The organism is Nitriliruptor alkaliphilus DSM 45188 (genome assembly GCF_000969705.1).
GTDB lineage: Bacteria > Actinomycetota > Nitriliruptoria > Nitriliruptorales > Nitriliruptoraceae > Nitriliruptor > Nitriliruptor alkaliphilus.
Genome location: NZ_KQ033901.1, coordinates 936,454 through 961,881, shown reverse-complemented (window position 1 = coordinate 961,881; position 25,428 = coordinate 936,454). Strand labels below are relative to the sequence as shown.

Genomic DNA, 25,428 nt, shown 5'->3' with positions numbered 1-25,428 from the left:
CGCCGATCCCAACGGGACCGTCTGCCCTTGACCATCGCGAGCTCCTCAGCTGACGCGGGCGAGCATAACAACGCGGGGTTGCAGGTCCGCGAGGTCATCGCCCGGGGTGTGGACATCGTCTGGCGTCGCGACGACGCTGGCTCCGAGCTTGGCGATGGCGGTCCGGGCAGCTTCGAGCTCCTCGGCCCACCGTTGACCCTTCACTGCGTAGAGCAGCCCCCCTGGGCGCAGGAACGGCACCGCCCAGGTGACCAGCCGGTCCAGCGGCGCGACCGCGCGGGCGGTGACGACGTCGAACCCGCCGGCGAGTGAAGCGCCGCGCACCAGCTCCTCGGCGCGACCCGTATGCACCGTCACGTGGACACCGAGCTCCTGCGCAGCAGCGGCCAGGAACGCCGTCTTCTTCGCCGTCGCGTCCAGCAGGTGCACTTCGAGATCGGGACGGACGATCGCCAGCACCATCCCCGGAAAGCCCCCACCCGACCCGATGTCGAGCACGCGTTGCTCCCCTCTGGGGAGCACGTCGGCGAGACGTACGCACTCGGGGAGGTGGCGCGACTCCAGCTCCTCGCGAGCGCGACGGGACACCAGGTTGTGCTCGCTGGCACGCACGAGCGCCGCGAAGCGCGTGAGGCGCTCCCGGACGAGGGCATCGGGGTGAAGGTCCACGAGGGCGCACCCTAGCGAGGCGCCGTTCGCACGCGTTCCACGTGGAACGCTGCTCGAAGCTCAGGGCACACCCAGCGATACCGCCGGCGGTTCCGCGTGCGGCCGCCAGCTCGTCGGCGACCGGCCCTGGTCGGAGCTGCCGGTGCACAGCAAGGGCCGTCCAACTCCGGGACGACAGCCGTTCCCGTATCGCGCCGAGCGACCCACACGAACCCGATCAGCGTCAGCATGGTGCCGGCGCCCTCGCGGCCCACGCTGCCGCGCTCGCCGCGTCGGGCGGCCTGACCGATGCCACGGTGCCTGGCCGCGGGCCCTACGGCCTCGTCGCCCGGACCGCGGCGACGACTCCAGCGTGCCGTTGGGGTGGGCACCGCCGGGGGTGGTGGCGGGAGCCGACTTCCTGGCTGCGCAGCCGACACCGCACCCACAGCGCTCGGTACCGTCCCGACGCCCGGGGGCGAGGCCCCCACCTACAGGGTCGGTGCCGATGTGCCGCCGCCCAAGATCTCCGTCGGGCCGCGTACTTGGCAAGGGCAACTCACCTGCTCTCGTACTTCCTGCCTCACCGTCCCCGGGCGAGGAGTTGGCGCCCACCACTCGGAGCGGTTCCCTCGAGGCCTTTCAGCCGACCATGGGGCACACACACCCGGTGGCACCCTCTGGGCGGGAACACACCGGGCGGCACGACACCCCGCGGCACAACGGGCGGCACACCCACGGCCCCACACCGGGCGCCCCACACCAGACCTGGGCGCACTGGGTGGCACACACACCCGCGAGGCGCACTCCAGGCGGCGAGTCGCCGAGGCGCCGAGCGGCACCTGATCGCGTTCCACGTGGAACGGGATGCCCCGTCACGCGGGGATCGCATCACCGGTACGGCGTCGGGTTCGGACTCGTCGTGCCCGGACCCGACCCGGTTCCAGGAAGGTTGCCTGCTTCCCGCCTCCCCATGGCTCCGCTCAGCGTTCCACGTGGAACGCGAGGCCCCCTACGTGGCCAGCATCGATCTGATCCCTTCGGGGCGCAGCGAACTGGGTGGTCCTCGCCGCCGTGAGCCGGTGTGGGGCGAAGGTACCGAGGGCACCGAGCGCGGGATCGAGCGCTCCCTCGGCCTGAATGAGCTCGATCGTGGCTCCCGGGTCCCCGACACGGCTCCCGCACACCGCTGGCTCTGCCATGACGGTTCAGGTCGGATGATCGATCGGTGCAGCGCCGGTTGCCCGGTCGACCGGCTCTATCGGCATCTGGCAGGCTCCAGATGCCCGCCGTCTCCGCGGAACACCCGCTCCGCATCGCGGCGAGCTCTCGCGGGCGCCGAGCACCCCACCGAAGGGCCGTGCGTCCGTTCCACGTGGAACGGCACGGGCACCACGGCGTCAGACCCCTCCCGAACCGGACACCGAGTTGTGCGATCGCAACCACCGTCCTTTACCCCTCGGGAACCGCGCGACTGAGCGCCCGGAATCTCAGCACCGTTCCACGTGGAACGAACGGAACCCGCCCCGTAGACCGCAGGAACGACCGCCGTCGCTGCACCGGCTCCTTCGATGGCAGGACACGTGGAGGTGATGACACGGCGGGGAGGTGATCGCACGTGGCGAGGATCGAAACACCGGGCCCGGGAAGCCCAACTGGTTCTCGCCAGGTCACGCCACGGCCGGTTCCAACCAGTCGCCCCGAGGGCCAGCGCCCCTCCGGGTAGCTCGCCACGACGCCCGCCTGCTCGTCGCGTGAGGGCGCACGGGTCTTCGAGCGAGCATGTGCCGCGGCCGGTGTTCGACGGCCTCGATGGCTAGAGCCGCGATCGTGATGGTCGTCAACCTCGAGCCCTGGTCCGCCGGCCTGGTGGGCCCAGTGGGCTCGGGCGGCCCGGGAGGCCGGCCACGCACGCCTTCGGCCGGGGCTGGCTCGGTCCGCGGCCGTCCGGAGGGTCGGATCCCACCGAGCGCGATCCGGTCAGGACCGACGTCGATAGCGATGCGCGGGGTGCTGTAGCGGGTCGCTCAGCGCCCACCGAGTGCTCGAAGCGCCCGCGGTGCCGGCCACCGCCGGTGGCGGGCGAACCTTCGTGGACTCCGTGCGGCGGTGCGGGACCGTGTCAGGATCGGCCCGCAAGAGGAGGGACCTGGGGCCGGGGATCGAACTCGCACCCCGATCCCGCGAATCTGAGCGGCGACTCCTGCCACGTGACGGGGCCGATCGCACCCGCAACTCGGCGCGGGTGCCGTCCGCTACCCACTCCGTCCGATCGCCGCTCCCTGCGCATTCCCCGGCTTCGCTCGTGCGTCAAGCGCTCTCGTCGCCTGAGCGCAGGCGCGCGGCAGGTGGCTGACCCACCGGCCTCGTCCCGAACGACGCTCAGAGGCCCTCTGAACGCGTTCACGCAGGTCAGCACCGGTCCGGACGACCACCTCGTTCCACGTGGAACCTCCCACAACGCCGAGGACCCGGGCCAGTGGCCCGGGTCCTCGGCGTCCGCAACCGTCGCGGTCAGTCGCGCTCGATGACCACCCGGCGAGCCGGCTCACGGCCCTGAGAGCGGCTCAACACACCGTCGACGTCGGCCACGATCTGGTGGACCGACTTCCGTTCGAACACGTCCATCGGCTCGAGCCGCACGGGCTCGCCGGTGTCGAGCACCTCGTCGATCGCCTCCTCGGCCTTCTCGATGAGCTTCTCGAGCCGCCGGGCGCGGTACCCCTCCGCGTCGACCTTGACGCGGGAGCGACGCTGGAACTCGCGCTGGAGGGCGCACCGGACCAGTTCCTGGATGGCCTCGAGGGTCTGGCCCCGTCGTCCGATCAAGGCGCCCGAGCCGATCTCCACGACCTCGACCTCCGCATGATCCGCGGTGGTCCGGATGCGGATGTCGCCGGGCAGGTCCAACGCATCGAGCAGACCCTCGAGGAAGTCCGCGGCCGCGTCCGCCTCCTGCTCGAGATCCTCGATGGTCACCACCCGGTCGGCGGGCTCGTCATCATCAGCGGGGCCGTCGCCGTTGGTTCCGTCCGAGGACGCAGCCCGTTCAGGACGGGGTGCGCTCGACTCCTCCGCGTCGTCGTCCTCCGGCTCGGGGACGGGGGCCTGGATGTCGAGGTCGAGCGCGATCCGGCCCTGGAGGTCATCGACACCCGGCGCGTCGATGCGGAGCACGATGTGGTCCGCATCGGCATCGAGCAGATCGGCCAGGGCAGCGCGCAGTGCATCAGCGAAGCTCGGGCCACGTCCATCGGTACGTCGGCTCATCGGAGGTGCAACTCCTGATAGGGGGCGTGGAGGACGTCGGTTGCGGCCATGGTGAGGCCAGGTGATGCAGACATCAGCCGCGGTCGCGGCGACGCGGGATGTGGTCACGCTTGGAGGACGGCTTCGGGGTGCCGTTGGCCCGTGCGCTCGGATCAGCGCCGGACCTACCCTTTCGCCCGGGCTTCCCGGGCTTGGCGGGTTTCCCCGGCTCAGCGGTCTCGCCGGGTTCGGTCGGCTCGCCGTCCTGGGCCTGCGACGCCCGGTCGCCGTTCACGGACCCACCGCTCTTGCCGCTGGTGGCCCCTGGGCTGGGCTTGCTGGGCTTGCCGGACTTGCCGGACTTGCCGGACTTGCCGGACTTGCCGGAACCGGTCTCGGGACCCTTCCCGGCGGCGCCCCCCTTGCCCTTCCCGGAACGCTTCCCGTTGGCCTTGCCGTTGCCCTTCTTGAACTTGGCCGCAGCCTCGCCGCCGGGGTGCTCGGCGAGCGTGCCCTCCTCGACCTCGTGCTGGACCTCGCGGAGCATGAACCACTGCTGTACGGCCTGCCACGCGTTGGTGGTGACCCAGTACAGGAGGACCCCGAGGGGCAGGTTGAACGAGATGACGGCCAGGAACACCGGCATGACGTACAGCAGGATCTTCTGCTGCTGCGCCATCGGGTTGTCGCCGTTGGCGGTGGGCTGGCTGCGCATCGTCTGCTTCTGCGAGATGAACATCGTCCCGGCCATCAGGACGATCAGCAGCCACCCGGGCCAGAAGGCCTGGCTGACGTTCGCACCGAGCCCGCTGAAGTCGGCGTTCTCGGGGATGAAGTTGGTCAGGAAGTAGAACGGCTCGTTGGCCAGATCCGCCGCGCGGGGTCCCCGCAGGATGTTGAACAGCGCGAAGAACACCGGGGCCTGGGCCAGGAGCGGCAGGCACGATGCCGCCGGGTTGACGCCCTCCTCCTGGTAGAGGGCCATCATCTCTTCGTTGAGCTTGGCCTTCTTGGCCTTGTACTGCTCCGGGTCCTTCTTCATCAGGTCACGGTCGACCTTGTGCTTCTTCTGCAGCGCCTTCATCTGCGGCTGGATGGCCTGCATCGCACGCATCGATCGGATCTGCTTGATCGCGAGGGGCAGCAGCAGCAGGCGGACGATGAGCGTGAGAGCGATGATCGCCCAGCCCCAGGCGTGCTGCCCGGCGAGCGGCTCGAACAGGTCGTGCAGCCCCGCGAGGGCGCTCTCGAAAACGTCGAGGATGCTGTTCCAGATCTGAGACACGCTGGGCTACTTCCGCGGAGGGACGGGGTCGAACCCGCCGAGGTTCCAGGGGTGGCAACGACCGACGCGCCGGATGGCGAGCCAGCTGCCACGGAGGGCGCCGTGCGTCCGGACCGCCTCGACGGCGTACCCCGAACAGGTCGGCAGGAACCGGCACCGCGGCGTCCGGAGGACGGCCGTGGCCCGGTACAGCGCGAGCAGCCCGAGGGCGAGGCGCGCGAGCGGCGAGGGCCGGCGCGGCCCGTCCGCTGGACCCCCGCCGTCGTGGGGCGGTGCGGAGGTGTCCGGGTCGGTCACGGCCGTGCTCACGCAGCGACCGGATCGAGCGGGCGGGTGACGCCGAGGCGGGCCGCGAGCGCGACCACCTCGGTGTGGACCGGTGCGAGCGACGAGCTCGCGCACGCAGCGCGAGCCACCAGGACCACGTCGGTCCCCGGCTTCCAGGCCACCCGCACCGCGGCCTCCCGCATCAGGCGCTTGGCCCGGTTCCGGGAGACGGCGTCGCCGACCTTCTTGGAGGCGACCACGGCGACCCGCGCCGGCGCGGTGGCATCGTCGGCATCCCGCACGTGGATCACCACGAGGTGCCCAGCACGAGACCGCCGTCCACGCAGGACGGCGGCGATGTCCCGGCCGTCACGCAGCCGGTCGACGGGAGCGATCGGCGCCACGGGCAGGTCAGCTGCGCTCAGGCCGACAGCTTGGCGCGGCCACGCGAGCGCCGCGCCTTCACGATGGCACGGCCCGCACGGGTCTGCATCCGAGCGCGGAACCCGTGCTTCCGGGACCGACGACGGTTGTTGGGCTGGAACGTACGCTTCACGACCGGACCTCCACAGGACGGACGAGGGTGGACGGGCACGCGGTGCGGTCGGGTTCCCCACCGGGTCGCGGCTCTGGTCGGTCCGCGGGTGCGGACGACGCGGGGCACGGCGACGCCGGGAGGTGCGAGGTGAGAGGATCCACGACCGTCCCGGAGCACGAGACGTGCCGCTGAGCGTACCGAGCCGCCGGGCGGACCGGCAACCACAGCAGCGCGCGCCGAGCACACGCTCGGCGGGCGCTGGCGTGATCCGATCGAAGAACGCGTTGCGGGGCCCCGGCGCAGGGGCTAGCGTCCGCGGCCGTCCGTCGGGGTCGCTCGACCTCGAGGACCTTCCCCGCGCGGCAGATCGAACGCGCTCCGGCGCGTGCGACGATGTACCACCTATCCACAGCTGTGGACGGTCCTGTGGACATCCCCGTGAGGGGGTGGTCGGATCGCCCACACCGGTGAACGGGGTGAGGTCCTTCGTCCACGCTCCAGCGCGCACCGGTCGACCGACCGCACCCGCCGGGTGAGGTGCCCACGACGACGGACCGGAGGCAGCGCGTGTCGCGACCCTCGACGCTCGACCTCGACACCCTCTGGGGTGACGCACGCGACGAGGTGATGCGGGCGGTGACATCGACCGCGCAGCGTCAGTGGCTCGAGGCGACCCGGCCGGTCGGTTACACCGACGATGTCGTGGTGCTCGCCACGCCGCACGACTTCGCCCGTGCCTGGCTCGAGACGCGCTGCGGTGAGCTCATCCGCTCGGCCCTCAGCGATGCCGCCGGCCGCCACCTGACCGTGGTGATCACCGTCCAGCCCCGTCCCGAGCCGGTCGGTGACCTCGGTGCCTCCGATGCGGCCTTGGCGCCCCCCGCCGCCCACACCGCGCCCCAGACCACACCCGAGGAGCCGACCGCTCTCACCGAGCGGTCTCCGAGCGGTCCGAGCGCGGACCCGGACGGCGCCCGCGAGCACCGACCGACCCCACCGAGCCTGCGTGACGAGCGTCGTGAGGATCGTGCGTGGGCCAGCGGCCCCTCGGCACCAACCGGCGCTCCGACCCGCGACTCTGGCGACGAGCCCAGGGCCACCGAGCCCCCGACGCCCTTGCGTCCCCACGAGCAGGGACGGCCGCTGGAGGCCCCCGGTCGCCCGCCCGGTCCCGTGGTCGAGCTCCCCGACCCGCGGCCACGCCCACGCGACGAGGTCGAGCCTGACACCCAGCTCAACCCCAAGTACTCCTTCGACGACTTCGTCATCGGTAGCTCGAACCGGTTCGCACACGCGGCGGCCGTGGCCGTCTCCGAGGCGCCCGCCAAGTCCTACAACCCGCTGTTCATCTACGGCGGCGCAGGGCTCGGAAAGACCCACCTGCTGCACGCCATCGGCCACTACGTCCGCAACCTCTACCCGCGGTTGTCGGTCCGATACGTGACCACCGAGCAGTTCACCAACGAGTTCATCAACGCCATCCGCGACGACCGGATCACCGGCTTCCAGCGGCTGTACCGCCAGGCAGACGTCCTCCTGATCGACGACATCCAGTTCCTCGAGCAGAAGGAACGCACCCAGGAGGAGTTTTTCCACACCTTCAACGCGCTGCACAACGCCGAGAAGCAGATCGTCATCTCCAGCGACCGGCCGCCCAAGCAGATCGCGCAGCTCGAGGACCGGCTGCGTAGCCGCTTCGAGTGGGGGCTGATGACCGACGTCCAGCCGCCCGACCTCGAGACCCGGATCGCCATCCTGCGCAAGAAGTGCGAGTCCGACCGTCTCGGTGTCCCCCCGGACGTGCTCGAGCTGATCGCCTCCAAGGTGCAGTCCAACATCCGTGAGCTCGAGGGCGCCCTCATCCGTGTCTCGGCCTTCGCAAGCCTCCAGCAGGCACCACCCGACGCGCAGATGGCCGAGCTGGTGCTCAAGGACCTGTTCCCCGACGACCGGGAGCAGGAGGTCGGCGTCTCGCTGATCATGGACGAGGTGGCGGACTTCTTCACCCTCACCGTCGCCGACCTGTGCTCCCCCTCGCGCAACCGCCAGCTGGTCACCGCGCGGCAGATCGCCATGTACCTGGCCCGCGAGCTGACCGACCTGTCCCTGCCGGTGATCGGCAAGGCGTTCGGTGGCCGCGACCACACCACCGTCATGCACGCCAACAAGAAGATCGCCGGGCTCATGCAGGAGCGTCGCGCCATCTACGACCAGGTCCAGGAGCTCACCGGCCGGGTCAAGACACGTGCGAGGCGAGGTTGACACGCGTGTCGAGTATCCACAGTTTCCACAGCATCCTGTGGATGGACGCGGGAACACCCTGGGGACAGGTGGTGGACACGCGCCGGTTCACCGGGGAGGATGGTCGGCCCGCTGGGGACGACGGAGCCGCACTGGGCCCCGCCAGCCGGTGGACGGACGGTGGACGAGCCGTGGACGCAGCACGCTCGCCGGTGGAAGCACACCGGTGTCGTTCCCGGACCTGTGGAGGACGGACCGACTCGTCCCCACCTCGTCCACGGCATGCAACCCCCGCTGACCTGCGAAGACGTGTAGTTGTCCACCGTTGCACAGGCCCTACGGGTGTGACGGAACTCAGCTTGTAGAGGAAGGTTCACCACCAGCACTGTGGGGAACCTCGACGAACGAAGGATCGACAACGTGGAGCTCGTCGCCGAGCGCGCAGAGTTCGCTGACGCCGTGTCGTGGGCGACCCGCACCGTCGGGGCCCGCGTCACGCTGCCGGCGCTGTCCGGCGTGCTGCTCGAAGCCGCCGACGGCAAGCTGACCTGCCGAGCCACCGACCTCGAGGTCGCGGCCGAGATCCGGATACCGGTCCGGATCGAGCAGCCCGGTCGCGTGCTGCTGCCAGGTCGCCTGCTGAGCCAACTGGTCGCCAAGTTCCCGGATGCCCCGGTGCACGTGAAGGGCGAGCCGGACCGCGTGGAGATCACCTGCGGCCGCGCGACCTTCCACGTCCGTGGCATGCCGGTCGACGACTTCCCGGCCCTGCCCGAACCCGCCGAGGACGCCCCGCAGGGCGTGGTCAAGGCCGACGCCTTCGCACGCCTGGTGGCCCAGGTCGCCCGGGCCGCGTCCTCCGACGAGGCACGCCCGGTGCTGACCGGCGTGCAGCTCGAGGCCGCCGCCGGCTCGCTGACCGCGGCCGCGACCGACAGCTACCGCCTCGCGGTCCGGTCACTGACCTGGGACCAGGGCGTCGAGGGGACCGCGCTGGTCCCGGCGCGGGCGCTCCAGGAGGCCGCCAAGGCCGGGGCCGACGCCGGTGGCGCGGTCACCGTGGCGCTCGAGGCCGGCCAGGTGTCGTTCCTGTTCGGCGACCGACGCCTGACCACCCGCCTCATCGAAGGCACCTTCCCGAACTACCGGGCTCTGCTGCCCGACGCCCACGAAACCACCGTCGTGGTCGAGCGGGCCGCCCTCGTCGAAGCGCTCCAGCGCGTCGCCGTCGTGGCGATGGGGCAGGCCAACACACCCATCAGCCTGACGTTCGGCGACGGGTCGGTCGACCTGCAGGCCGGCAGCCAGGAGGTCGGTGACGCGGCCGAGGCGCTGCCCGCCGAGATCGACGGCGAGGGACTGACGATCGCGTTCAACCCGGCGTTCCTGCTCGCGGGGCTCGAGGCCACCGGCACCGAGCGGATCCGCATCGAGCTGCGTGACGGCCTCAAGCCCGCGGTGCTACGGCCCCACGTCGACGCGGACGACGCCACCGACGATTTCACCTACCTGCTGATGCCGATGCGGGTCTCTTGACCCGCCACCGGCCGCCTCCTCCCGTCCGTCCGTCGGAGCCGCCCCGTTGCACCTGCGCCGCATCGAGCTCGTCGACGTGCGCAGCTACGACCGGGCGGCCCTGCACCTCGATCCGGGGGTGACCGTCCTCGTCGGGCGCAACGCCCAGGGCAAGACCAACCTGCTCGAGGCGGTGCTGCGGGCGGCGACGGGCGGCTCGCACCGGGTGGCCTCGGATGCGCCGCTGGTCCGGGCGGGCGCCGACCTCGGTGTCATCCGGTGCGAGGTCGTCACCGACGAGGGCCGCCGGCGCACCATCGAGCTCGAGGTGGGCACCGGCCGACGTACCCGCACGAAGGTGGACGGGCAGGACGTTCGGCGGGCCGCGGACGCGGCGGGGGTGCTGCGGGTCGTGCTGTTCGCACCCGAGGACGTGGCGATCGTGCGCGGGGATCCAGCCGAACGACGCCGGTTCCTCGACGATCTGCTGTCCCAGCGCCGACCGGCGTTCGCCGCCGCACGCGGTGAGTACGAGCGGGTGCTGCGCCAACGCAACCAGCTGCTCAAGCAGGCCCGGGGCCTGACCGGCAGCGCCCGCGAGGGGGCCGGCGCCACGCTCGAGGTCTGGACCGAGCAGCTGGTCACCCACGGCACCCAGCTCCTGGCCGCACGGATCGCGGCGGTCCGGGCGCTGGCCGGCCCGGTCGACGCTGCCTACCGCGACCTCGCCGATCGTCCCGAACCGGTGGGACTGACCTACCGGTCCTCCACCGGGGTGGTGATCGACGGGCACGCCGAGGTCGACGAGCGGGTCCCCGATCCAGGGCCGCTCGCCGACGCGATGCGCACGGCCCTCGCGGAGGTGGCGCACGAGGAGGTCCAGCGGGGGCTGACCCTCGTCGGTCCGCACCGCGACGAGCTGGAGCTGTCGATCGGCCCGCTGCCCGCACGGGGCTACAGCTCGCACGGGGAGGCGTGGTCGCTGGCGCTGTCGCTCAAGCTCGCCACCGAGGCGGTGCTCGCCGAGGTGGGTGACCGACCCGTGGTGCTGCTCGACGACGTGTTCGCCGAGCTCGACGTGGTCCGCCGAGGCAAGCTCGCGGACGCCTGCGCGGCTTTCGACCAGGTCCTGGTGACCGCTGCCGTGGAGGAGGACGTGCCTCTCGAGGGTGTGCGCGTCGACGTCACCATCGACGGGGGCGTCTCCCAGCTGTCGGTGCGGGGAGCGGTCGCGTGAGCGGCGGACCCGGTCCTGGCAAGGGTGGTGGTCGCTGGAGCGACCGCTCCGACCGTGGTGGCGGACGCGGCCAGCGGCAGCGTGCGGCGCGACGGGATGCGCCGCCCCGGGCGGACGCACCGAAACCGCCGCGGACCGACCAGACCAGCGAGGTCCGCAAGGCCGGGGCCGCCGACCGCGACATGTACCTCTACGAGCGCAAACGCGCCCGTCACGCTCGGGAACGCGCCGAGCTCGATCGCCGCGCCTACGACCCCGCCGCACCCGACCCGGATGCCGAGTGGACCATCCCCGACGACAACGAGTCGGGCCTGGCCAGGACCCACGCGCCGTCGCCGGTCGGTGACGCGCTGCAGCAGTTCCTCGAGCGACGCGGCTGGGGCGAACGGCTCACCGGCGCCACCGCTTCCCAACGGTGGGAGGACATCGTCGGCGCCGATCTCGCGGCCCGGTGCGAGCCGGTGCGGCTCGCCGGCGGGACCCTGGTGGTCCGCGCCGAATCGCAGGTGTGGGCCGCCCAGCTGCGCTACCTGCTGCCCCAGCTGGCGGCCAACGCCAACGACGTGCTCGGCGGCCACCAGGTCCGCGACGTGCGGCTCGTGGTCGGTCCGCTGGAGGGCCACGGGGACGTGTGATGCACAACGGTCCGGGCTCGCCGCGCTGAAGACCGAAGGCCCACCGAACACGGTCGTCGTACCCTCGCGACCTGCGTCGGGCACCATGGACGCTCGCACCAGCTCCCGCCACGCTCCCAACGCTCGCTCCCGTTCCCACCGCACCTCGCCGCCTACCTGGCGAGGCGCCCCCGGAGGTCGTCGTGCAGTCCGCGGTCGAACGCCTCGCTGGCGTGCTCACCCTCGTGGCGCTGCTGGTCGCCGTCGCGACCCTCGTGCTGCTGGTCCGAGGGCGGGTGCCCGCGTGGCTGCGCGACGAGGTCGCGATGCCGATCGCGGCGGCGATCGCGACGGTGACCACCGCAGGGTCGCTGTGGATGTCGGAGGTCGCGGGGTACGCACCATGCGTGCTGTGCTGGTACCAGCGCATCGCCATCTACCCGATGGTCGTGCTCACCGGTGTCGCGGCCTGGCGCCGTGACGCCCAGGTGTGGCGCTACGTGGTCCCGCTCGCCGTCATCGGTTCGGCCGTCTCGATCTGGCACCTGGTCATCGAACGCGTGCCGTCCTTGTCCGGCCCCTGCGACCCGGCCGCGCCCTGCGCGATCCGCTGGGTCGAGGAGTTCGGGGTCTTCACCCTCCCGGCGATGGCGCTGGTCGCAGCCGTCGCCATCGCCTTGCTCAGCCTCGCCGCACGCCACCCGGCGTCCGACGACCCGGCCTGACCGACAGGAGTCCCCCGTGGCACGACAGCCCACAGCCGCCAGGAAGAGCGGTCCGACGCCGCGTCAGATCCTGATGTACTTCGGGATCGCCATCGCTGCGGTCGCCCTGGTGTACGCCGCGTTCGGCCTCGAGTCCGACGACGGCCCGACCATCGAGGAGGTCGCCGGATCGCCGGACATCGACGGTGAGACCCTCCCGGCGGTCGCGCCGGAGGACGAGGACATCGCCGTCGGCGGGGCGGCGCCGGTCGTCACGGGCGCCGACTTCGACGGCAACCCCGCGACCATCGGTGACCGCGAGGCCGAACTGCTGGTGTTCATGGCCGCGTGGTGCCCCGCGTGTCAGGCCGAACTCCCCGAGTTGGTCGAGTGGCTCGACGGAGGTGGTCTGCCCGATGGGGTGGACCTGACGGTGGTTTCGACCGGCCTGGACCCGACCCGGCCGCCGTGGCCGCCGCAGGGCTGGTTGGAACGCGGCGGCTACACCGGCGAGATCCTGGTGGACGACGCCGAGGGCAGCGTCGCCCAGGCGTTCGGGCTGACCGGCACACCCTTCTGGGTGGTGCTCCAGGACGGCGAGCTGGTCATGCGCGCCTCGGGTCAGCTCGGCATGGACCAGGTCGAGCAGATCGCCCGGAGCATCGCGCCCTGACGGCAGCGCCCGGCCGGCTCGAGGTGAGGTCTACGCTCGTGCCATGCCGGAGCTGCCCGACGTCGAGGACTACCGCGCGGCGCTGATCGCCCGCGTGGTCGGCGCGACCCTGACGCGGGTGCGCGTGCAGGGCATCTCGCTGCTGAAGACCTACGACCCGCCCGTCGACGCGCTGCACGGGCGGGTCTGCGGTGAGGTGAGGCGCGTCGGCAAGCGCCTGGTGTTCGGCTTCCCCGGCGAGGCCGGCGAGGAGGACCTGTTCGCGGTCCTGCACCTGATGATCGCCGGTCGGCTGGCGTGGGCCGAGCCCGGCGCGAAGGTCCCCGGCAAGGTCGGGCTCGCCGCGTTCGACTGGTCGGTGCTGGGCGACCCGGACACGCCGGGCGGGACGCTGCTGCTCCGGGAGGCGGGTACCAAGAAGCGGGCTTCGCTCCACGTGGAACGTGGCGAGGCGGCGGCGATGGCCCACGACCGCGGCGGCATCGAACCGCTCGAGGCCGACCTCGAGGCGTTCCGGGCCGAGCTCACCCGCGAGCGACGCACCGTGAAGCGTGCCCTGACCGACCCGCGCCGCTTCAGCGGGATCGGCAACGCCTTCAGCGACGAGATCCTGCACGCCGCGGGGCTGTCGCCGGTCAAGCGCACCGACCAGCTCGACGACGAGGAGGTCGCCCGCCTGCACGCGGCGACGCAGGGGGTCCTCACCGACTGGGTGGCGCGGCTGCGCGAGCGCACCGGGGACGGGTTCCCCGAGAAGGTCACCGCGTTCCGCGAGGAGTTCGCCGTCCACGGCAAGTACGGCCAGCCCTGTCCGGTGTGCGACGCACCGGTCCAGCGCATCCGGTACGCCGACAACGAGACCGACTACTGCGCCCGGTGCCAGACCGGCGGCAAGGTGCTGGCCGACCGCAGCCTGTCGCGGCTGCTCAAGGACGACTGGCCGAAGACGGTCGATCAGCTCGAGGGCGCCTGAGGCGCGCGACCTGCCGTGTCACACGCGCTCCGGGTGGTTGGCCCTCACCGCCCGGTCCGTCGGCCGGACGACGGGTGCGAGCAGCAGGAGGCTCACCGCGGCTGCGGTGAGGAACGCCGCCGGCGCACCGACGGCATCAGCGATGGCGCCGGCGGCGGGTGTGCCGACCGCCTGCCCGACCCCGAGCGACAGGAAGCAGGCACGCACGCCCGTGGCGGCATCGTCGTGGACCTCGGTCGCCCACACGATGGCCAGCCCCGTGAGCGCCATGAACGCAGCACCGAAGCCGGCGGCGGAGGCGAGCGCGAGCGGACCGGCGACGGTCGGCAGGCCGAGCGTGGCCAGCGAGGCGGTCCACAGCAGGGCCCAGCGCTGCACGGTCCGGGGCAGACCGATCCGTGCGGCCTGAGCGCCGGCCCGTCCCCCGGCGAGGCCGACGACGCCGATCGTGACCCAGAACCACGTCGACCACGCCGCGGCCAGACCCGCCTCCGTGACCCGCTGCACCGAGAACGTCCAGTACCCGGCGCTGGTCGCTCCGAGGACGGTGCAGAAGCCGACGAGGCGGACGTCGCGGGGACGGATGGCCCGTGGACGACGCGGTGGCCGTGCTGCGGACGGGGGGGCTGCCCGGCTGGTGCGCTCACGGCCACGGACGGTGGCGGCGACGACCGCGGCGGTCGCCAGCGAGACGGCGGCGAGGACGGCCCACGTCGCGCGCCAGGAAGCGGCGAGGAGGACGGTCGGCGCGCTGACGGCGAGCCCGACGCTCGTCCCGCTGTTGACCCAGGTCTGGGCGGCAGATCGCACCTCCGGGGCGAAGATCGCCACCACGAGCCGTGCGAGCGCGGGCGATGCCAGACCGCTGGCCATCCCACCGAGCGCCACGGCGACACCGAGCGTCCACACCCCCCGGCTGGCCGCCACCCCGGCGAGCCCCACCGCCGCGGTGACACCGGCGCCGGCCGCGATCACGCCCGCCCGGTGGCGGCGGCACCAGCTCGGTGCGACCAGCAGCCCCACGGCGTACCCGAGGTGCGAGGCCCCGCCGACGAGGCCGACCAGCGTGTCGGACAGCTCGAGGCTCGCCGCGATCGGCGGGACGAACAGGCCGAAGGCGTACCGCGCGAACCCGTAGGTGACCGCGATCGTGGCGATACCCGCGAGCAGCACGCCGAGCTCACGCCGCATGGGAGCGCTCCGAGGACGAGATGGTAGATAGAACGGTTGGTCTAGTATTCGCCGGCTACCGTACCGAGGTGCCCACGACCACGCAGCCGACCTCCGAGGTGCCGCCCCGCGTGCGCCTCCTGCGGGCTGCGGAGGCGCTCTTCTACGGGCGTGGTATCCGGGCGACCGGCGTGGAGGCGGTGCTCGAGCACGCCCAGGTCGCCCGCAACACCCTCTACCACCAGTTCGGGGGCAAGGACGGCCTCGTGGCCGCCTACCTCCAGGATCGCGACGACCGGTGGCGCCAGCACTGGGAGGCGGCGATCGACGCGTGCGAGGACCCGCTCGACCGGATCCTGGCCATCTTCGACGCGTTGAGCACGTGGGACCGGGACGTCGTCCCGCTCACCCGCGGGTGCGCCTTCCTGGACGCGCAGGTCGAACTGTCCGATCCGCAGCATCCGGCGGGCGAGGTGATCGCTGCGCACTGGCGGCACCTGGCCCACCGGCTCGAGGAGCTCGCCGGCGACGCGGGCCTGCCATCGGGTGCGGAGGTGGCCCGCGATCTGGTCCTGCTGTACCGCGGGGCGCTGTCCTCGCTGAGCGACGCGCCGGCCGAGGACGTGATCGCTCACGCACGTGGTGTCGCGGCCGACCTCCTGGTGGGACGCGGCGCGCACGCGCGCTGAGAGCGGCACGGCCACGTTTCCAGTACCCCCCCACCCGCGGCGGGGTCGCCGTCCACAGAGGGCCTCTCACGGCGCCAGACCGGGCCGTGGCCTGCTAGGTTCGCAGCCTCGCCGCGCGTACCCGCGCACCGACCATCTCGGCTCCCGAACGCACCCTCGCGGTGCTTCGTCGCGCCCAGGACCTGCCCGCACCGGGCTCGGGTCCGTTCCGGAGGGATCCACGTGGCCGCACCTGAACCGACGCCGGACCCGATCGCGGCGCGCGAGGACTACAGCGCCAAGAACATCACCGTGCTCGAAGGTCTGGAGGCGGTCCGCAAGCGCCCGGGGATGTACATCGGTTCCACCGGCGCCCGCGGCCTGCACCACCTGATCTGGGAGGTGGTCGACAACTCGGTGGACGAGGCGTTGGCCGGCCGCTGCGACACCATCGCGGTCGAGCTGCTCGAGGACGGCGGCGCACGCATCTCCGACGACGGGTCCGGCATCCCGGTCGACCTGCACGAGAAGGAGGGGCGCAGCGCCCTCGAGGTCGTGCTGACGGTCCTGCACGCCGGCGGGAAGTTCGACTCCCAGGCCTACGCGGTCTCCGGTGGCCTCCACGGGGTCGGCATCTCGGTGGTCAACGCGCTGTCGGTCAAGCTCGTCGCCGAGGTCCGCCGCGACGGGGCGCTGTGGCGCCAGACCTACCGCCGCGGCGTGCCCGACGGGCCGATCGAGCGCATCAGCGACACCGACGTGACCGGCACCACGATCTCGTTCTGGCCGGACCCGGACATCTTCGAGGAGGTCGAGTTCGTCGCGGACACCATCGTGCGGCGCCTGCGCGACACCTCGTTCCTGACCGCTGGCCTGCGCATCACGCTGACCGACGCTCGGCCGCAGGCCGAACCCGACGTGGACCTCGACGACCCGGTGGCCGCGGCTGCGGCTGAGGAGCAGGGCCCGACCGGACCGCGCGTCTGGGAGTTCCACGCCCCCGGTGGCCTGGCCGACTTCGTCGACCACATCCGCGGCAACCGCAACAAGGAAGCGCTGCACCCGACGATCCACTTCGACGCCGAGGAGGAGGGCCCGAACGGCCTCCAGTCGGTCGAGCTCGCATGCCAGTGGATCGACGACTTCAACGACGCGCTGCTGAGCTTCGCCAACACCATCAACACCCACGAGGGTGGGGTCCACGAGGAGGGCTTCCGCACAGCGCTGACCTCGGTGGTCAACCGCTACGCCAAGGACAAGAACCTCCTGCGGTCCAAGGAGGTCGAGACGCTCTCCGGCGACGACCTGCGTGGCGGGCTGATCGCCATCGTCAGCGTCAAGGTCGGCGACCCCCAGTTCGAGGGCCAGACCAAGACCAAGCTCGGCAACACCGAGGTCAAGTCGTTCGTCCAGCGCGTCACCTACGAGCAGCTCCAGACCTGGCTCGAGGAGCACCCCACCGAAGCCCGCGCCATCGTCATGAAGGCCGAGTCCGAGGCGCAGGCGCGCATCGCGGCCCGCAAGGCCCGCGACCTGACACGCCGCAAGTCGCTGCTGGGGTCCAACTCGCTGCCGGGCAAGCTCGCCGACTGCCAGTCACGTGATCCCGCCGAGTGCGAGCTGTACATCGTCGAGGGGGACTCCGCCGGCGGGTCGGCCAAGGGCGCCCGCGAGTCGCGGTTCCAGGCGATCCTGCCCATCCGCGGCAAGATCCTGAACGTCGAGAAGGCCCGGTTGCCCAAGATCCTCAACAACACCGAGGTCCAGGCCCTGATCACCGCGATGGGCACCGGGTTCGCCGACGAGTTCGACGTCAGCAAGGCCCGCTACCACAAGCTCATCCTGATGGCGGACGCCGACGTCGACGGGGCCCACATCCGCACCCTGCTGCTGACGTTCCTGTTCCGGCACATGAAACCGCTGATCGAGGCCGGGTACGTCTACCTGGCCCGACCGCCGCTGTACCAGATCACCCACCCGACGCGGAAGAAGGAGGTCCACTACGCCTTCTCCGACACCGAGCGTGACGCGATCTTCGCCCAACTGCCGAAGGACAAGAAGATCGACGTGCAGCGCTTCAAAGGCCTCGGTGAGATGGACCCCGCGCAGCTGTGGGAGACCACGATGGACCCGGAGCGGCGCACCCTGAGCATCGTGACCATGGAGGACGCGGCCGCCGCCGACGAGATGTTCAGCGTGCTGATGGGCGACGACGTCCCCTCGCGCCGTGCCTTCATCCAGGCCAACGCCCGCTACGCCACCCTCGACGTCTGACGTGAACCGGGCGGTGGCGTGGCTGCTGGGTGGACTCGTGGCGTTCGTGCTGCTGCTCGTCCTCATCGCCCCCGAGCTGCTCGGCGACGTCGGGTTCGCTGGTGGGGCGGTGGCCATCACCCTCGCCGCCGTCGTTCCCGGCCTGCTGGTGATGGCGCTGTTCGCTTCGTCGCGTCGCGGCCGTCGCATCCGCCGCCACGAGCACCACACCGACGACCCGGGAGCCTGACGTGGACCGCACGCTGCGCGCCGCCATCCTCGCCGCACTCATCGCCTTCGCCTCGGTGGTCGGCTTCGGGCTGTTGCTCGGCTTCCCCGCCGGCCCGACCCTGGTGACCGGCGCGGTGCTGGCCGGGCTGGCGATGGTGCTGATCCTCGCGGCCGCCCGTCGTGCCGAGACCTTCGAGTCCCCGACCCCGCCACGGCCCGGCTTCCCCGGTGCACCCGACCGACCGGACGGGACGCCCTCCGACCCGCCGGCCGACGACGACCGCTGAGACGCCCGATACCGACCCTCCCGAGCGCCACCGCTCTCCCCGCCGCTCTCACCGCCTGACCGCAGGAGCCCACCGTGGCTGACGACCAGACGCCGACCCCCCCGCCGACCCCTGAGGACGAGCCCGTCCCCGGCTCGCCCGAGCCGACGCCGGGCGACCCGGTCGCGCGTGCGGAGGACGGGACCCCGCTCGACGAGACGGGCCGCGTGCTGGCCTCCCGGGTCGAGCCGGTGGTCATCGAGGACGAGATGCGCTCGTCCTACCTCGACTACGCCATGTCGGTCATCGTCGGTCGGGCCCTGCCGGACGTGCGCGACGGGATGAAGCCGGTCCACCGTCGCATCCTGTTCTCGATGGACGAGTCGGGCCTGCGTCCCGACCGGCCGTACCGCAAGTGCGCGGCCGCCGTCGGCGAGGTGATGAAGAAGTACCACCCCCACGGTGACAGCTCGATCTACGACGCTCTGGTGCGCATGGCCCAGGACTTCTCGATCCGCTACGAGCTGATCGACGGGCACGGCAACTTCGGGTCCATCGACGGCGACCCCGCCGCGGCCATGCGGTACACCGAGTCGCGGCTGTCGCGACTGGCCATGGAGCTGCTGCGCGACATCGACGAGGAGACCGTCGACTTCGTCCCCAACTACGACGGGTACGAGGAGGAGCCGACGGTCCTGCCCGCGCGCTTCCCGGCGCTCCTGGCCAACGGGGCGACCGGCATCGCGGTCGGCATGGCCACCAACATCCCGCCGCACAACCTGCGCGAGCTCATCGACGCGACCGTCGCGCTGGTCGACGACCCGTCCCTGACCGCCGCCGACCTGATGCGCTACCTGCCGGCCCCGGACTTCCCGACCGGTGCGCTGATCCTCGGCCAGGCCGGCGTGTACGACGCCTACACCACCGGGCGCGGTTCGGTGAAGGTCCGGGCCGTGTGCACCATCGAGGAACCCGCGGCGGGCAGCCAGCGCGAACGGATCGTGGTCACCGAGATCCCCTACATGGTCAACAAGACCACGCTGTTGCAGAAGATCGCCCAACTGGTCGACAGCAAGGTGATCGGCGGCATCGCCGACCTCAACGACGAGTCGTCCTCGCGCCGCGGGATGCGCATCGTCATCGAGCTCAAGCGCGACGCGAACGCCCAGGTGGTGCTCAACCAGCTCTACAAGCACACCCAGCTGCAGGACACCTTCGGGGTCAACCTGCTCGCGATCGTGGACGGGGTGCCGCGGACGTTGACGCTCGACCAGGCGCTGACCCACTACATCGCCCACCAGGTCGACGTCATCGAACGGCGCACCCGCTACCGCCTGCGCAAGGCGCAGGAGCGGGCGCACGTGCTCGAGGGGCTGCTGATCGCCCTCGACCACATCGACGAGATCATCACCATCATCCGGGGGTCGGCCTCGGCTGATGTCGCCCGCGGAACCCTCATCGAGCGCTTCACCCTGTCCGAGATCCAGGCCTCGGCGATCCTCGACATGCAGCTGCGGCGGCTGGCCGCGCTCGAGCGCCAGCGGATCCAGGACGAGTACGACGAGCTGCAGACCATCATCGCCGACCTCGAGTCGATCCTCGCCGACCCCGAGCGGGTGCGGACCATCATCAAGGACGAGCTGCTCGAGATCCGCGAGCGGTTCGGTGACGAGCGTCGCACCCGGATCATCCCCGACGAGGGGGCGATGACCGTCGAGGACCTGATCCCCGAGTCCGACGTGGTGCTGACCCTGTCGCGCGACGGGTACGTGAAGCGGACCCCGGTGGATGCGTTCCGCACCCAGAAGCGTGGCGGTCGTGGCGTCCGTGGTGCGGAGATGAAGGAGGACGACATCGTGTCGACCCTCCTGACCTGCTCCACCCACGACCACCTGCTGGTGTTCACCAACCAGGGTCGCGTCTACCGCATCAAGGCCTACCAGGTGCCCGAGAAGTCCCGGTCGGCCAAGGGCGTGTACGTCGCCAACGTCCCGGGACTCGCGCTCGACGCCGAGGAACGGGTCGCTGCGATCCTGTCGATCCGCGACCTGTCGGCCGAGGACCGTTACCTGCTGTTCGCGACCAAGCAGGGGACGGTCAAGCGCACCCGCCTCGACGCGTTCGACTCGCCGCGCAGCGTCCTGATCGCCATCAACCTCGGTGACGACGACGAACTCATCGGTGTCGGGGTCACCGACGGGTCCCAGCACGTGATGCTGGTCTCCCGCAAGGGCAACGCCATCCGCTTCGCCGAGGACGATGCTCGGGCCATGGGCCGCTCGGCGGCCGGGGTCCGCGGTATGCGGCTCAAGGACGCGGACGACGAGGTGTTGTCGATGAGCATCGTCGCCGACGAGGGGACGTGGGTCGATGCCGACGACGCCGAGCGTCGCAACGACGAGGACACCTACCTGCTGGTGGTGACCGAGCGGGGCTACGGCAAGCGCACCCCGCTGTCGGCCTACAACGTCCAGAAGCGCGGCGGCCAGGGCGTGACCACGATCAACCTCAAGAACGAGGCGCGTGGTGGCCTCGTCGGCGCGCTCGCGGTGCCGTTCGCCGCTGAGGTGCTGCTGGTCACCGACAGCGGTGTGGTGATCCGCATGGACCTGGTGGACGTGCGGCCGCTCGGGCGGGCCACCCAGGGTGTGTCGCTGATGAAGCCGGGCGAGGGTTCCTCGGTGGTCGCGGTCGCGCGGGTCGTCGAGGACGATGTCGACGACGGCGAGGACGATGACGATGACGGCGAGGGGGTCTCGCCCGGTGCGTCCGACGGGTCCGACACCGCCGATAGCCCCGCCGCCGAGCCGCTGAGCGCGCCCGACACCCCCGACGCTGCCGACGGGGAGGCGTGATCCGAGCCGCCACGGTGGTCCTCGCCCTGCTCGCCGTGCTGGCGAGCGGGTGCGTCGCCCGCGGCGGCTTCGCGTTGGAGCCTGGCGACTGCGTGCGGACCGACGAGGCAGGTGCGGGCCCCGGCGGTCTGACCGACGTGACCATCGTGGACTGCGACGAGCCGCACCACCTCGAGGTGTTCCACGTCTTCGACCTCGCACCCGACCAGACCGAGGGCGAGGCGCTGGTCGACGCGGTCCGCGAGGCGTGCCTCGGCGACGCCTTCACCGACTACGTCGGCGTCCCCGAGGACGAGTCGCCCCTCGAACTGCTGCCGCTGCCGCCGACGGCGGATCAGCTCGCCCGCGGCGACACCGAGGTCGTCTGCACGTTGCGGGAGCCGGGTGGAGGCACCCGCACGGCGCCGTTGCGCGCTGACGCCCACGCGCTCGGCGTACCGTCGTGATCTCGATCGGGAGCGCCGTGGTGCCTGTCCCCACCCGTCGCTGGCTGGTCACCGCCGTGGCTGTCGCGGCGGCCTGCGCCGGCCCCACCGTGTTCAGCCTCGAGGTCGGGGACTGCTTCCAGTTCCCCGAGGGTCAGGACGAGGTCGCCGAGTTCGAGGTGGTGGACTGCGACGAGCCCCACGACAGCGAGGTCATCCACACCTTCGAGCTCAGCGGGGACGAGTACCCCGAGGAGGACGAGCTGGTCGCCGCGGTCGACGAGGAGTGTTTCGGGGAGGCGTTCGAGGCCTACATCGGCGCGCCCTACGGGACGACGGACGTCGCGGTGTACCCGATCCGACCCACCCCGGCGTCGTGGGAACGGGCCGACGACCGCGAGGTGGCCTGCGCGGCGCACGTCCCGGGCGCGATGCTCACCGGTTCCCTTCAGGGCACCGGACGCTGACCGCGGCCGCCTAGACTCCGCCTGCCCCCTCCCGAGGACCGCCCGCCGTGGCCCGTCGCCGCCTGACCGTCCGACGCATCGACCCGTGGTCGGTGCTGAAGTTCGGTGCCGTCGCCAACGTGGTCCTGCTGCTGATCGGACTGCTGGTCGTCGGGGTGGTGTTCTACATCGTCGACCGCATCGGCCTGGTCGACCAGGTCTGCGACGTGGTGCTCGAGGTCGGGTTCGAGGCCTGCGGTATCAACGCCGGCAACCTGTTCCGTGCCATCGCGCTGCTCGGTCTGCTCGGGGTCGTGATCCAGACCGCGGTGCTGGTGTTCCTCTCGTTCCTGCACAACCTCATCGCCGACCTGACCGGCGGGCTGACCTACACGGTCATCGACGACACCCCGGTCGCGCAGCGGCCCGCCTCGTCCGGTGGCTCCACGACCGGCGGATCGCCGATCACCTCGTCGCGCACGCCGCCCGTCACCGGGGACCGCACGCCGCGCGGCGGGACCGCCTCCCCCCCGGTGCCACCGATCGGACGGGACGATGCCACCGCCCGCCACGATCCCGTGCGCGCCGGCGACGACGCGGACGGCGACGGGTCGGATCTGTTCCACGGGCGCTGACCGGACCGCGCCCGACCGGTTCGCCCTGCTCGGCCCGCGTCGCTACCATCCCGCCGCCGTGGCGCCCTCGGGCGCCGCGTCCCGTTGGGGCCCATAGCTCAGCCCGGTTAGAGCGCACCCCTGATAAGGGTGAGGCCGATGGTTCAAGTCCATCTGGGCCCACGAACGGCTCGCGCGAGGACCCCGCCACGGCGGGGTCCTCGTCCGTTGGATGGCGGCCGCTCGATCGGGCGGGCACGTCCGGACGCCCCTGCTGCCCGGGGCGCGGTCCGCGGACGCGTGGCTAGAGTCGGGACGACTGTGCCGGGAGTCCACCGAGGAGCCACCCCTGATGGCCAAGAAGTCCAAGACCTCCAAGAAGCTGTCCAAGAAGCTCGCCAAGCTCGAGAAGCAGGGTGACAAGCTGCGCTCGAAGGCGGAGAAGAAGGGCAAGGACCTCACGTCGATGGCGTCGGACAAGCTCGACGAGCTGCGTGACGAGCCCGAGAAGGACAAGGGCGGCAAAGGCAAGTTCCTGCTGTTCCTGCTCGCCATCGGCGGTGCCATCTTCGCCTTCAAGCGCAAGCGGGACCAGGAGCTCGACGAGGCCCTCTGGGAGGAGCCCCGCTCGATCTGACCCACGAGGGGTCGCACCACCACGACGGGGACGCCGATGCGGGCGTCCCCGTCGCCTGTGTCCGCCCACCGTCGCCGAGACGACCGCCACCGAGGTCTTCCTCGGTCGGACCCACGGCGAACGGCGCGGTCCCCCCGTGAGTTGCCTGGCCGAACGGGTGTGCGACTTCCACAGGTGTGACCACAGCTGTGGAGTTCCACGGCCGTCACCCATCCACATACCCACACCTCTGTCCACAGCTGGTCCCGGCGCGGGTTCCCGCGACTCCCGTCCGAACGACCTGTCCGTTCGTCCACCCTCCTCCCCGACACCCCCTGGAGCCACCTCTACGGTCGTCCGTACCGGCCTTCCGCCACCGATCGAGGGTCCCATGCGCGGCCGCCACCGCCTCGTCGCTGTCCTCGCCGTCCTCACCTTGACGGCCGCGGCCTGTGGAGAGGGAGGTGATGAGGTCGACCTCGGGGACGCCGCCGATCCTGGTGCCCCCGATGACGGTGACGCCGAGGGCGGCACGCTGGTCGCGGCGATCGGCGGTGAGCCCGACCAGCTCGATCCGCACGTGACCACCTCGGGGTTCGCGTTCACCGTCGTCGAGAACGTCTACGACACGCTCGTGCAGCCCGACGAGAACCTCGAGATGGAGCCGGCCCTCGCGACCTCCTGGGAGACCTCGGACGACCTGCTCACCTGGACCTTCGAGCTGCGCGAGGGGGTGACCTTCCACGACGGCAGCGCGTTCGATGCCGAGGACGTGGTGGCCTCGCTGGAGCGCATCCGTGAGGAGGGCCAGAACGCCTTCCGCCTCGCCGCGGTCGACACGATCGAGGCGACCGGTGACCTCGAGGTGACCCTGACCCTCGAGCGCCCGGCCCCGAACCTGCTGGCCCAGCTCGGCGCGTTCAAGGGCATGGCGATCGTCTCGGCCGACGACATCGAGGGTGGTGACCTCAACGCCGAACCCAACGGGACCGGCCCCTTCGCCGTCGAGGGTCAGCCCGGTGGCGACCGGATCTCGCTCGTCGCCAACGGCGACTACTGGGGCGACGAGGGGCCGTTCCTCGACGGGATCGAGTTCCGCGTCATCCCCGAGGACACCGTCAAGCTCACCAACCTCGAGACCGGCGAGGTCGACTGGATCGACACCGTCCCACCGCAGAGCGTCGACGCGCTCGGCGGCGACCTCGTGGTCGAGTCGGTGCCCTCCAACGACTACTGGTACCTGGCCTTCAACAACGACCGCGAACCGTTCGGCGACGTCGAGGTCCGCCGCGCCATCCGCCAGGCGCTCGACATCGACGCCATCACCGAGGCCGTGCGTTTCGACGCCGCGACGCCGAACCAGACCGCGATCCCCGAGTCGAGCGCCTGGTACCACGACTACGCGCCCTTCGAGACCGACGTCGACGCAGCGCAGCAGGCCCTCGACGACGCCGGTGTCAGCGGCCTGTCGATCGACCTGATGGTCACCAGCGAGTTCCCCGAGACCATCACCGCCGGTGAGGTCATCGCGAGCCAGCTCGCCGAGGTCGGCATCGACGTGCAGATCCGGACCGAGGACTTCAACACCTGGCTCGCCGACCAGGGCGAGGGCGACTTCGACGCCTTCATGCTCAGCTGGCTCGGCAACATCGACCCGGACGACTTCTACTACGCCCAGCACCACTCCGAGGGTGGCTTCAACTTCCACGGGTTCGCCGACGACGAGGTCGACCAGGCCCTCGATGCGGCACGGACCGAGACCGACGACGACGCGCGCAAGGAGCTGTACGACGCGGCCGCCGAGCGGATCGTGGACCAGGTCTCCTACCTCTACCTCTACAACCCCGATCTGGTGCAGGCGTGGAGCCCGGAGGTGTCCGGCTACGAGCCGCGCGCCGACCAGGCGACCCGGTTCGTCACGACGCGTCTCGGCTGATGAT

At 71.4% G+C, this 25,428-nt stretch carries 24 protein-coding genes and 1 tRNA gene; 18 read left to right on the top strand and 7 right to left on the bottom strand.

Going from position 1 to position 25,428, the window contains the following annotated elements:
* Positions 1 to 45: 45 nt before the first annotated feature.
* The 6 genes from rsmG to rpmH all read right to left on the bottom strand — a co-directional run bounded on the left by rsmG (position 46) and on the right by rpmH (position 6,005).
* Positions 46 to 669 carry a 16S rRNA (guanine(527)-N(7))-methyltransferase RsmG gene (gene rsmG / locus NITAL_RS04500; RefSeq protein WP_052664964.1) on the bottom strand — a complete coding sequence of 208 codons (624 nt, stop codon included), beginning with the start codon at positions 667 to 669 and terminating at the stop codon, positions 46 to 48.
* A 2,493-nt stretch (positions 670 to 3,162) separates the two neighbouring features.
* A complete protein-coding gene (locus NITAL_RS04490) occupies positions 3,163 to 3,918 on the bottom strand; it encodes a Jag family protein (RefSeq protein ID WP_052664962.1) in 756 nt (251 codons plus the stop codon).
* A gap of 73 nt (positions 3,919 to 3,991) precedes the next feature.
* Complete coding sequence (locus NITAL_RS04485) at positions 3,992 to 5,182, bottom strand: YidC/Oxa1 family membrane protein insertase (RefSeq protein ID WP_052664961.1); 1,191 nt, start codon at positions 5,180 to 5,182, stop codon at positions 3,992 to 3,994.
* Positions 5,183 to 5,188: 6 nt separating this feature from the next.
* A complete protein-coding gene (gene yidD, locus NITAL_RS29345) occupies positions 5,189 to 5,479 on the bottom strand; it encodes a membrane protein insertion efficiency factor YidD (protein ID WP_083442082.1) in 291 nt (96 codons plus the stop codon).
* 8 nt (positions 5,480 to 5,487) lie between these two features.
* A complete protein-coding gene (rnpA, locus tag NITAL_RS26225) occupies positions 5,488 to 5,853 on the bottom strand; it encodes a ribonuclease P protein component (RefSeq protein WP_052664960.1) in 366 nt (121 codons plus the stop codon).
* Positions 5,854 to 5,870: 17 nt separating this feature from the next.
* On the bottom strand, positions 5,871 to 6,005 hold the full coding sequence (gene rpmH / locus NITAL_RS27000; protein WP_052664959.1) for a 50S ribosomal protein L34: 135 nt from the start codon (positions 6,003 to 6,005) through the stop codon (positions 5,871 to 5,873).
* Positions 6,006 to 6,554: 549 nt separating this feature from the next.
* Here rpmH and dnaA point away from each other — a divergent pair.
* From dnaA to NITAL_RS04435, 7 genes are all read left to right on the top strand, one after another.
* Complete coding sequence (dnaA, locus tag NITAL_RS04465) at positions 6,555 to 8,249, top strand: chromosomal replication initiator protein DnaA (RefSeq protein WP_211262195.1); 1,695 nt, start codon at positions 6,555 to 6,557, stop codon at positions 8,247 to 8,249.
* 399 nt (positions 8,250 to 8,648) lie between these two features.
* Positions 8,649 to 9,764 carry a DNA polymerase III subunit beta gene (dnaN, locus tag NITAL_RS04460; RefSeq protein WP_052669413.1) on the top strand — a complete coding sequence of 372 codons (1,116 nt, stop codon included), beginning with the start codon at positions 8,649 to 8,651 and terminating at the stop codon, positions 9,762 to 9,764.
* Between the two features lie 46 nt (positions 9,765 to 9,810).
* A complete protein-coding gene (recF, locus tag NITAL_RS04455; RefSeq protein WP_052664958.1) occupies positions 9,811 to 10,980 on the top strand; it encodes a DNA replication/repair protein RecF in 1,170 nt (389 codons plus the stop codon).
* Positions 10,977 to 11,615, top strand: coding sequence for a DciA family protein (locus tag NITAL_RS04450; RefSeq protein ID WP_052664957.1), 639 nt, complete (start codon positions 10,977 to 10,979; stop codon positions 11,613 to 11,615). Before recF ends, NITAL_RS04450 begins: the two co-directional genes overlap by 4 nt.
* A 182-nt stretch (positions 11,616 to 11,797) precedes the next feature.
* Complete coding sequence (locus NITAL_RS04445) at positions 11,798 to 12,319, top strand: disulfide bond formation protein B (protein ID WP_211262194.1); 522 nt, start codon at positions 11,798 to 11,800, stop codon at positions 12,317 to 12,319.
* Positions 12,320 to 12,335: 16 nt separating this feature from the next.
* Entirely contained in the window at positions 12,336 to 12,971 is a 636-nt protein-coding gene (locus NITAL_RS04440) for a TlpA family protein disulfide reductase (RefSeq protein WP_052664956.1), read from the top strand.
* A gap of 43 nt (positions 12,972 to 13,014) precedes the next feature.
* Entirely contained in the window at positions 13,015 to 13,944 is a 930-nt protein-coding gene (locus NITAL_RS04435; protein WP_052664955.1) for an Fpg/Nei family DNA glycosylase, read from the top strand.
* A gap of 18 nt (positions 13,945 to 13,962) precedes the next feature.
* Here NITAL_RS04435 and NITAL_RS04430 read toward each other — a convergent pair whose 3' ends face one another.
* Positions 13,963 to 15,135, bottom strand: coding sequence for an MFS transporter (locus NITAL_RS04430; protein ID WP_052664954.1), 1,173 nt, complete (start codon positions 15,133 to 15,135; stop codon positions 13,963 to 13,965).
* Positions 15,136 to 15,203: 68 nt separating this feature from the next.
* Between NITAL_RS04430 and NITAL_RS04425 the strand changes: the two genes are divergently transcribed.
* From NITAL_RS04425 to NITAL_RS04375, 11 genes are all read left to right on the top strand, one after another.
* Positions 15,204 to 15,803, top strand: a complete 600-nt coding sequence (locus NITAL_RS04425) for a TetR/AcrR family transcriptional regulator (RefSeq protein WP_052664953.1) — start codon at positions 15,204 to 15,206, stop codon at positions 15,801 to 15,803.
* A 222-nt stretch (positions 15,804 to 16,025) separates the two neighbouring features.
* Positions 16,026 to 18,056 (top strand): DNA topoisomerase (ATP-hydrolyzing) subunit B, encoded by a 2,031-nt coding sequence (gyrB, locus tag NITAL_RS04420; protein WP_281175512.1) that lies wholly within the window; start codon positions 16,026 to 16,028, stop codon positions 18,054 to 18,056.
* A 1-nt stretch (position 18,057) separates the two neighbouring features.
* On the top strand, positions 18,058 to 18,285 hold the full coding sequence (locus tag NITAL_RS04415; RefSeq protein ID WP_052664951.1) for a hypothetical protein: 228 nt from the start codon (positions 18,058 to 18,060) through the stop codon (positions 18,283 to 18,285).
* Between the two features lies 1 nt (position 18,286).
* Positions 18,287 to 18,553 carry a hypothetical protein gene (locus NITAL_RS04410; RefSeq protein ID WP_052664950.1) on the top strand — a complete coding sequence of 89 codons (267 nt, stop codon included), beginning with the start codon at positions 18,287 to 18,289 and terminating at the stop codon, positions 18,551 to 18,553.
* 206 nt (positions 18,554 to 18,759) lie between these two features.
* On the top strand, positions 18,760 to 21,387 hold the full coding sequence (gene gyrA, locus NITAL_RS04405) for a DNA gyrase subunit A (RefSeq protein WP_342674217.1): 2,628 nt from the start codon (positions 18,760 to 18,762) through the stop codon (positions 21,385 to 21,387).
* Positions 21,384 to 21,833 (top strand): septum formation family protein, encoded by a 450-nt coding sequence (locus NITAL_RS04400; protein WP_052664949.1) that lies wholly within the window; start codon positions 21,384 to 21,386, stop codon positions 21,831 to 21,833. Before gyrA ends, NITAL_RS04400 begins: the two co-directional genes overlap by 4 nt.
* A 20-nt stretch (positions 21,834 to 21,853) precedes the next feature.
* Positions 21,854 to 22,279, top strand: a complete 426-nt coding sequence (locus tag NITAL_RS04395) for a septum formation family protein (RefSeq protein ID WP_169786717.1) — start codon at positions 21,854 to 21,856, stop codon at positions 22,277 to 22,279.
* 47 nt (positions 22,280 to 22,326) lie between these two features.
* Positions 22,327 to 22,893 carry a DUF3566 domain-containing protein gene (locus tag NITAL_RS04390; protein ID WP_052664947.1) on the top strand — a complete coding sequence of 189 codons (567 nt, stop codon included), beginning with the start codon at positions 22,327 to 22,329 and terminating at the stop codon, positions 22,891 to 22,893.
* Positions 22,894 to 22,980: 87 nt separating this feature from the next.
* A tRNA-Ile gene (locus NITAL_RS04385) sits at positions 22,981 to 23,055 on the top strand.
* 169 nt (positions 23,056 to 23,224) lie between these two features.
* Entirely contained in the window at positions 23,225 to 23,509 is a 285-nt protein-coding gene (locus NITAL_RS04380; protein ID WP_052664946.1) for a hypothetical protein, read from the top strand.
* Between the two features lie 370 nt (positions 23,510 to 23,879).
* Entirely contained in the window at positions 23,880 to 25,424 is a 1,545-nt protein-coding gene (locus NITAL_RS04375) for an ABC transporter substrate-binding protein (RefSeq protein ID WP_052664945.1), read from the top strand.
* The last annotated feature ends 4 nt before the right edge of the window (positions 25,425 to 25,428 follow it).

What these genes read in the sequence shown, in the direction of transcription:
- NITAL_RS04490 (WP_052664962.1), bottom strand. Translation starts at nt 3,918, where the DNA reads ATGAGCCGACGTACCGATGGACGTGGCCCGAGCTTCGCTGATGCACTG.
- NITAL_RS04435 (WP_052664955.1), top strand. Translation starts at nt 13,015, where the DNA reads ATGCCGGAGCTGCCCGACGTCGAGGACTACCGCGCGGCGCTGATCGCC.
- NITAL_RS04430 (WP_052664954.1), bottom strand. Translation starts at nt 15,135, where the DNA reads ATGCGGCGTGAGCTCGGCGTGCTGCTCGCGGGTATCGCCACGATCGCG.
- NITAL_RS04380 (WP_052664946.1), top strand. Translation starts at nt 23,225, where the DNA reads ATGGCCAAGAAGTCCAAGACCTCCAAGAAGCTGTCCAAGAAGCTCGCC.
- NITAL_RS04375 (WP_052664945.1), top strand. Translation starts at nt 23,880, where the DNA reads ATGCGCGGCCGCCACCGCCTCGTCGCTGTCCTCGCCGTCCTCACCTTG.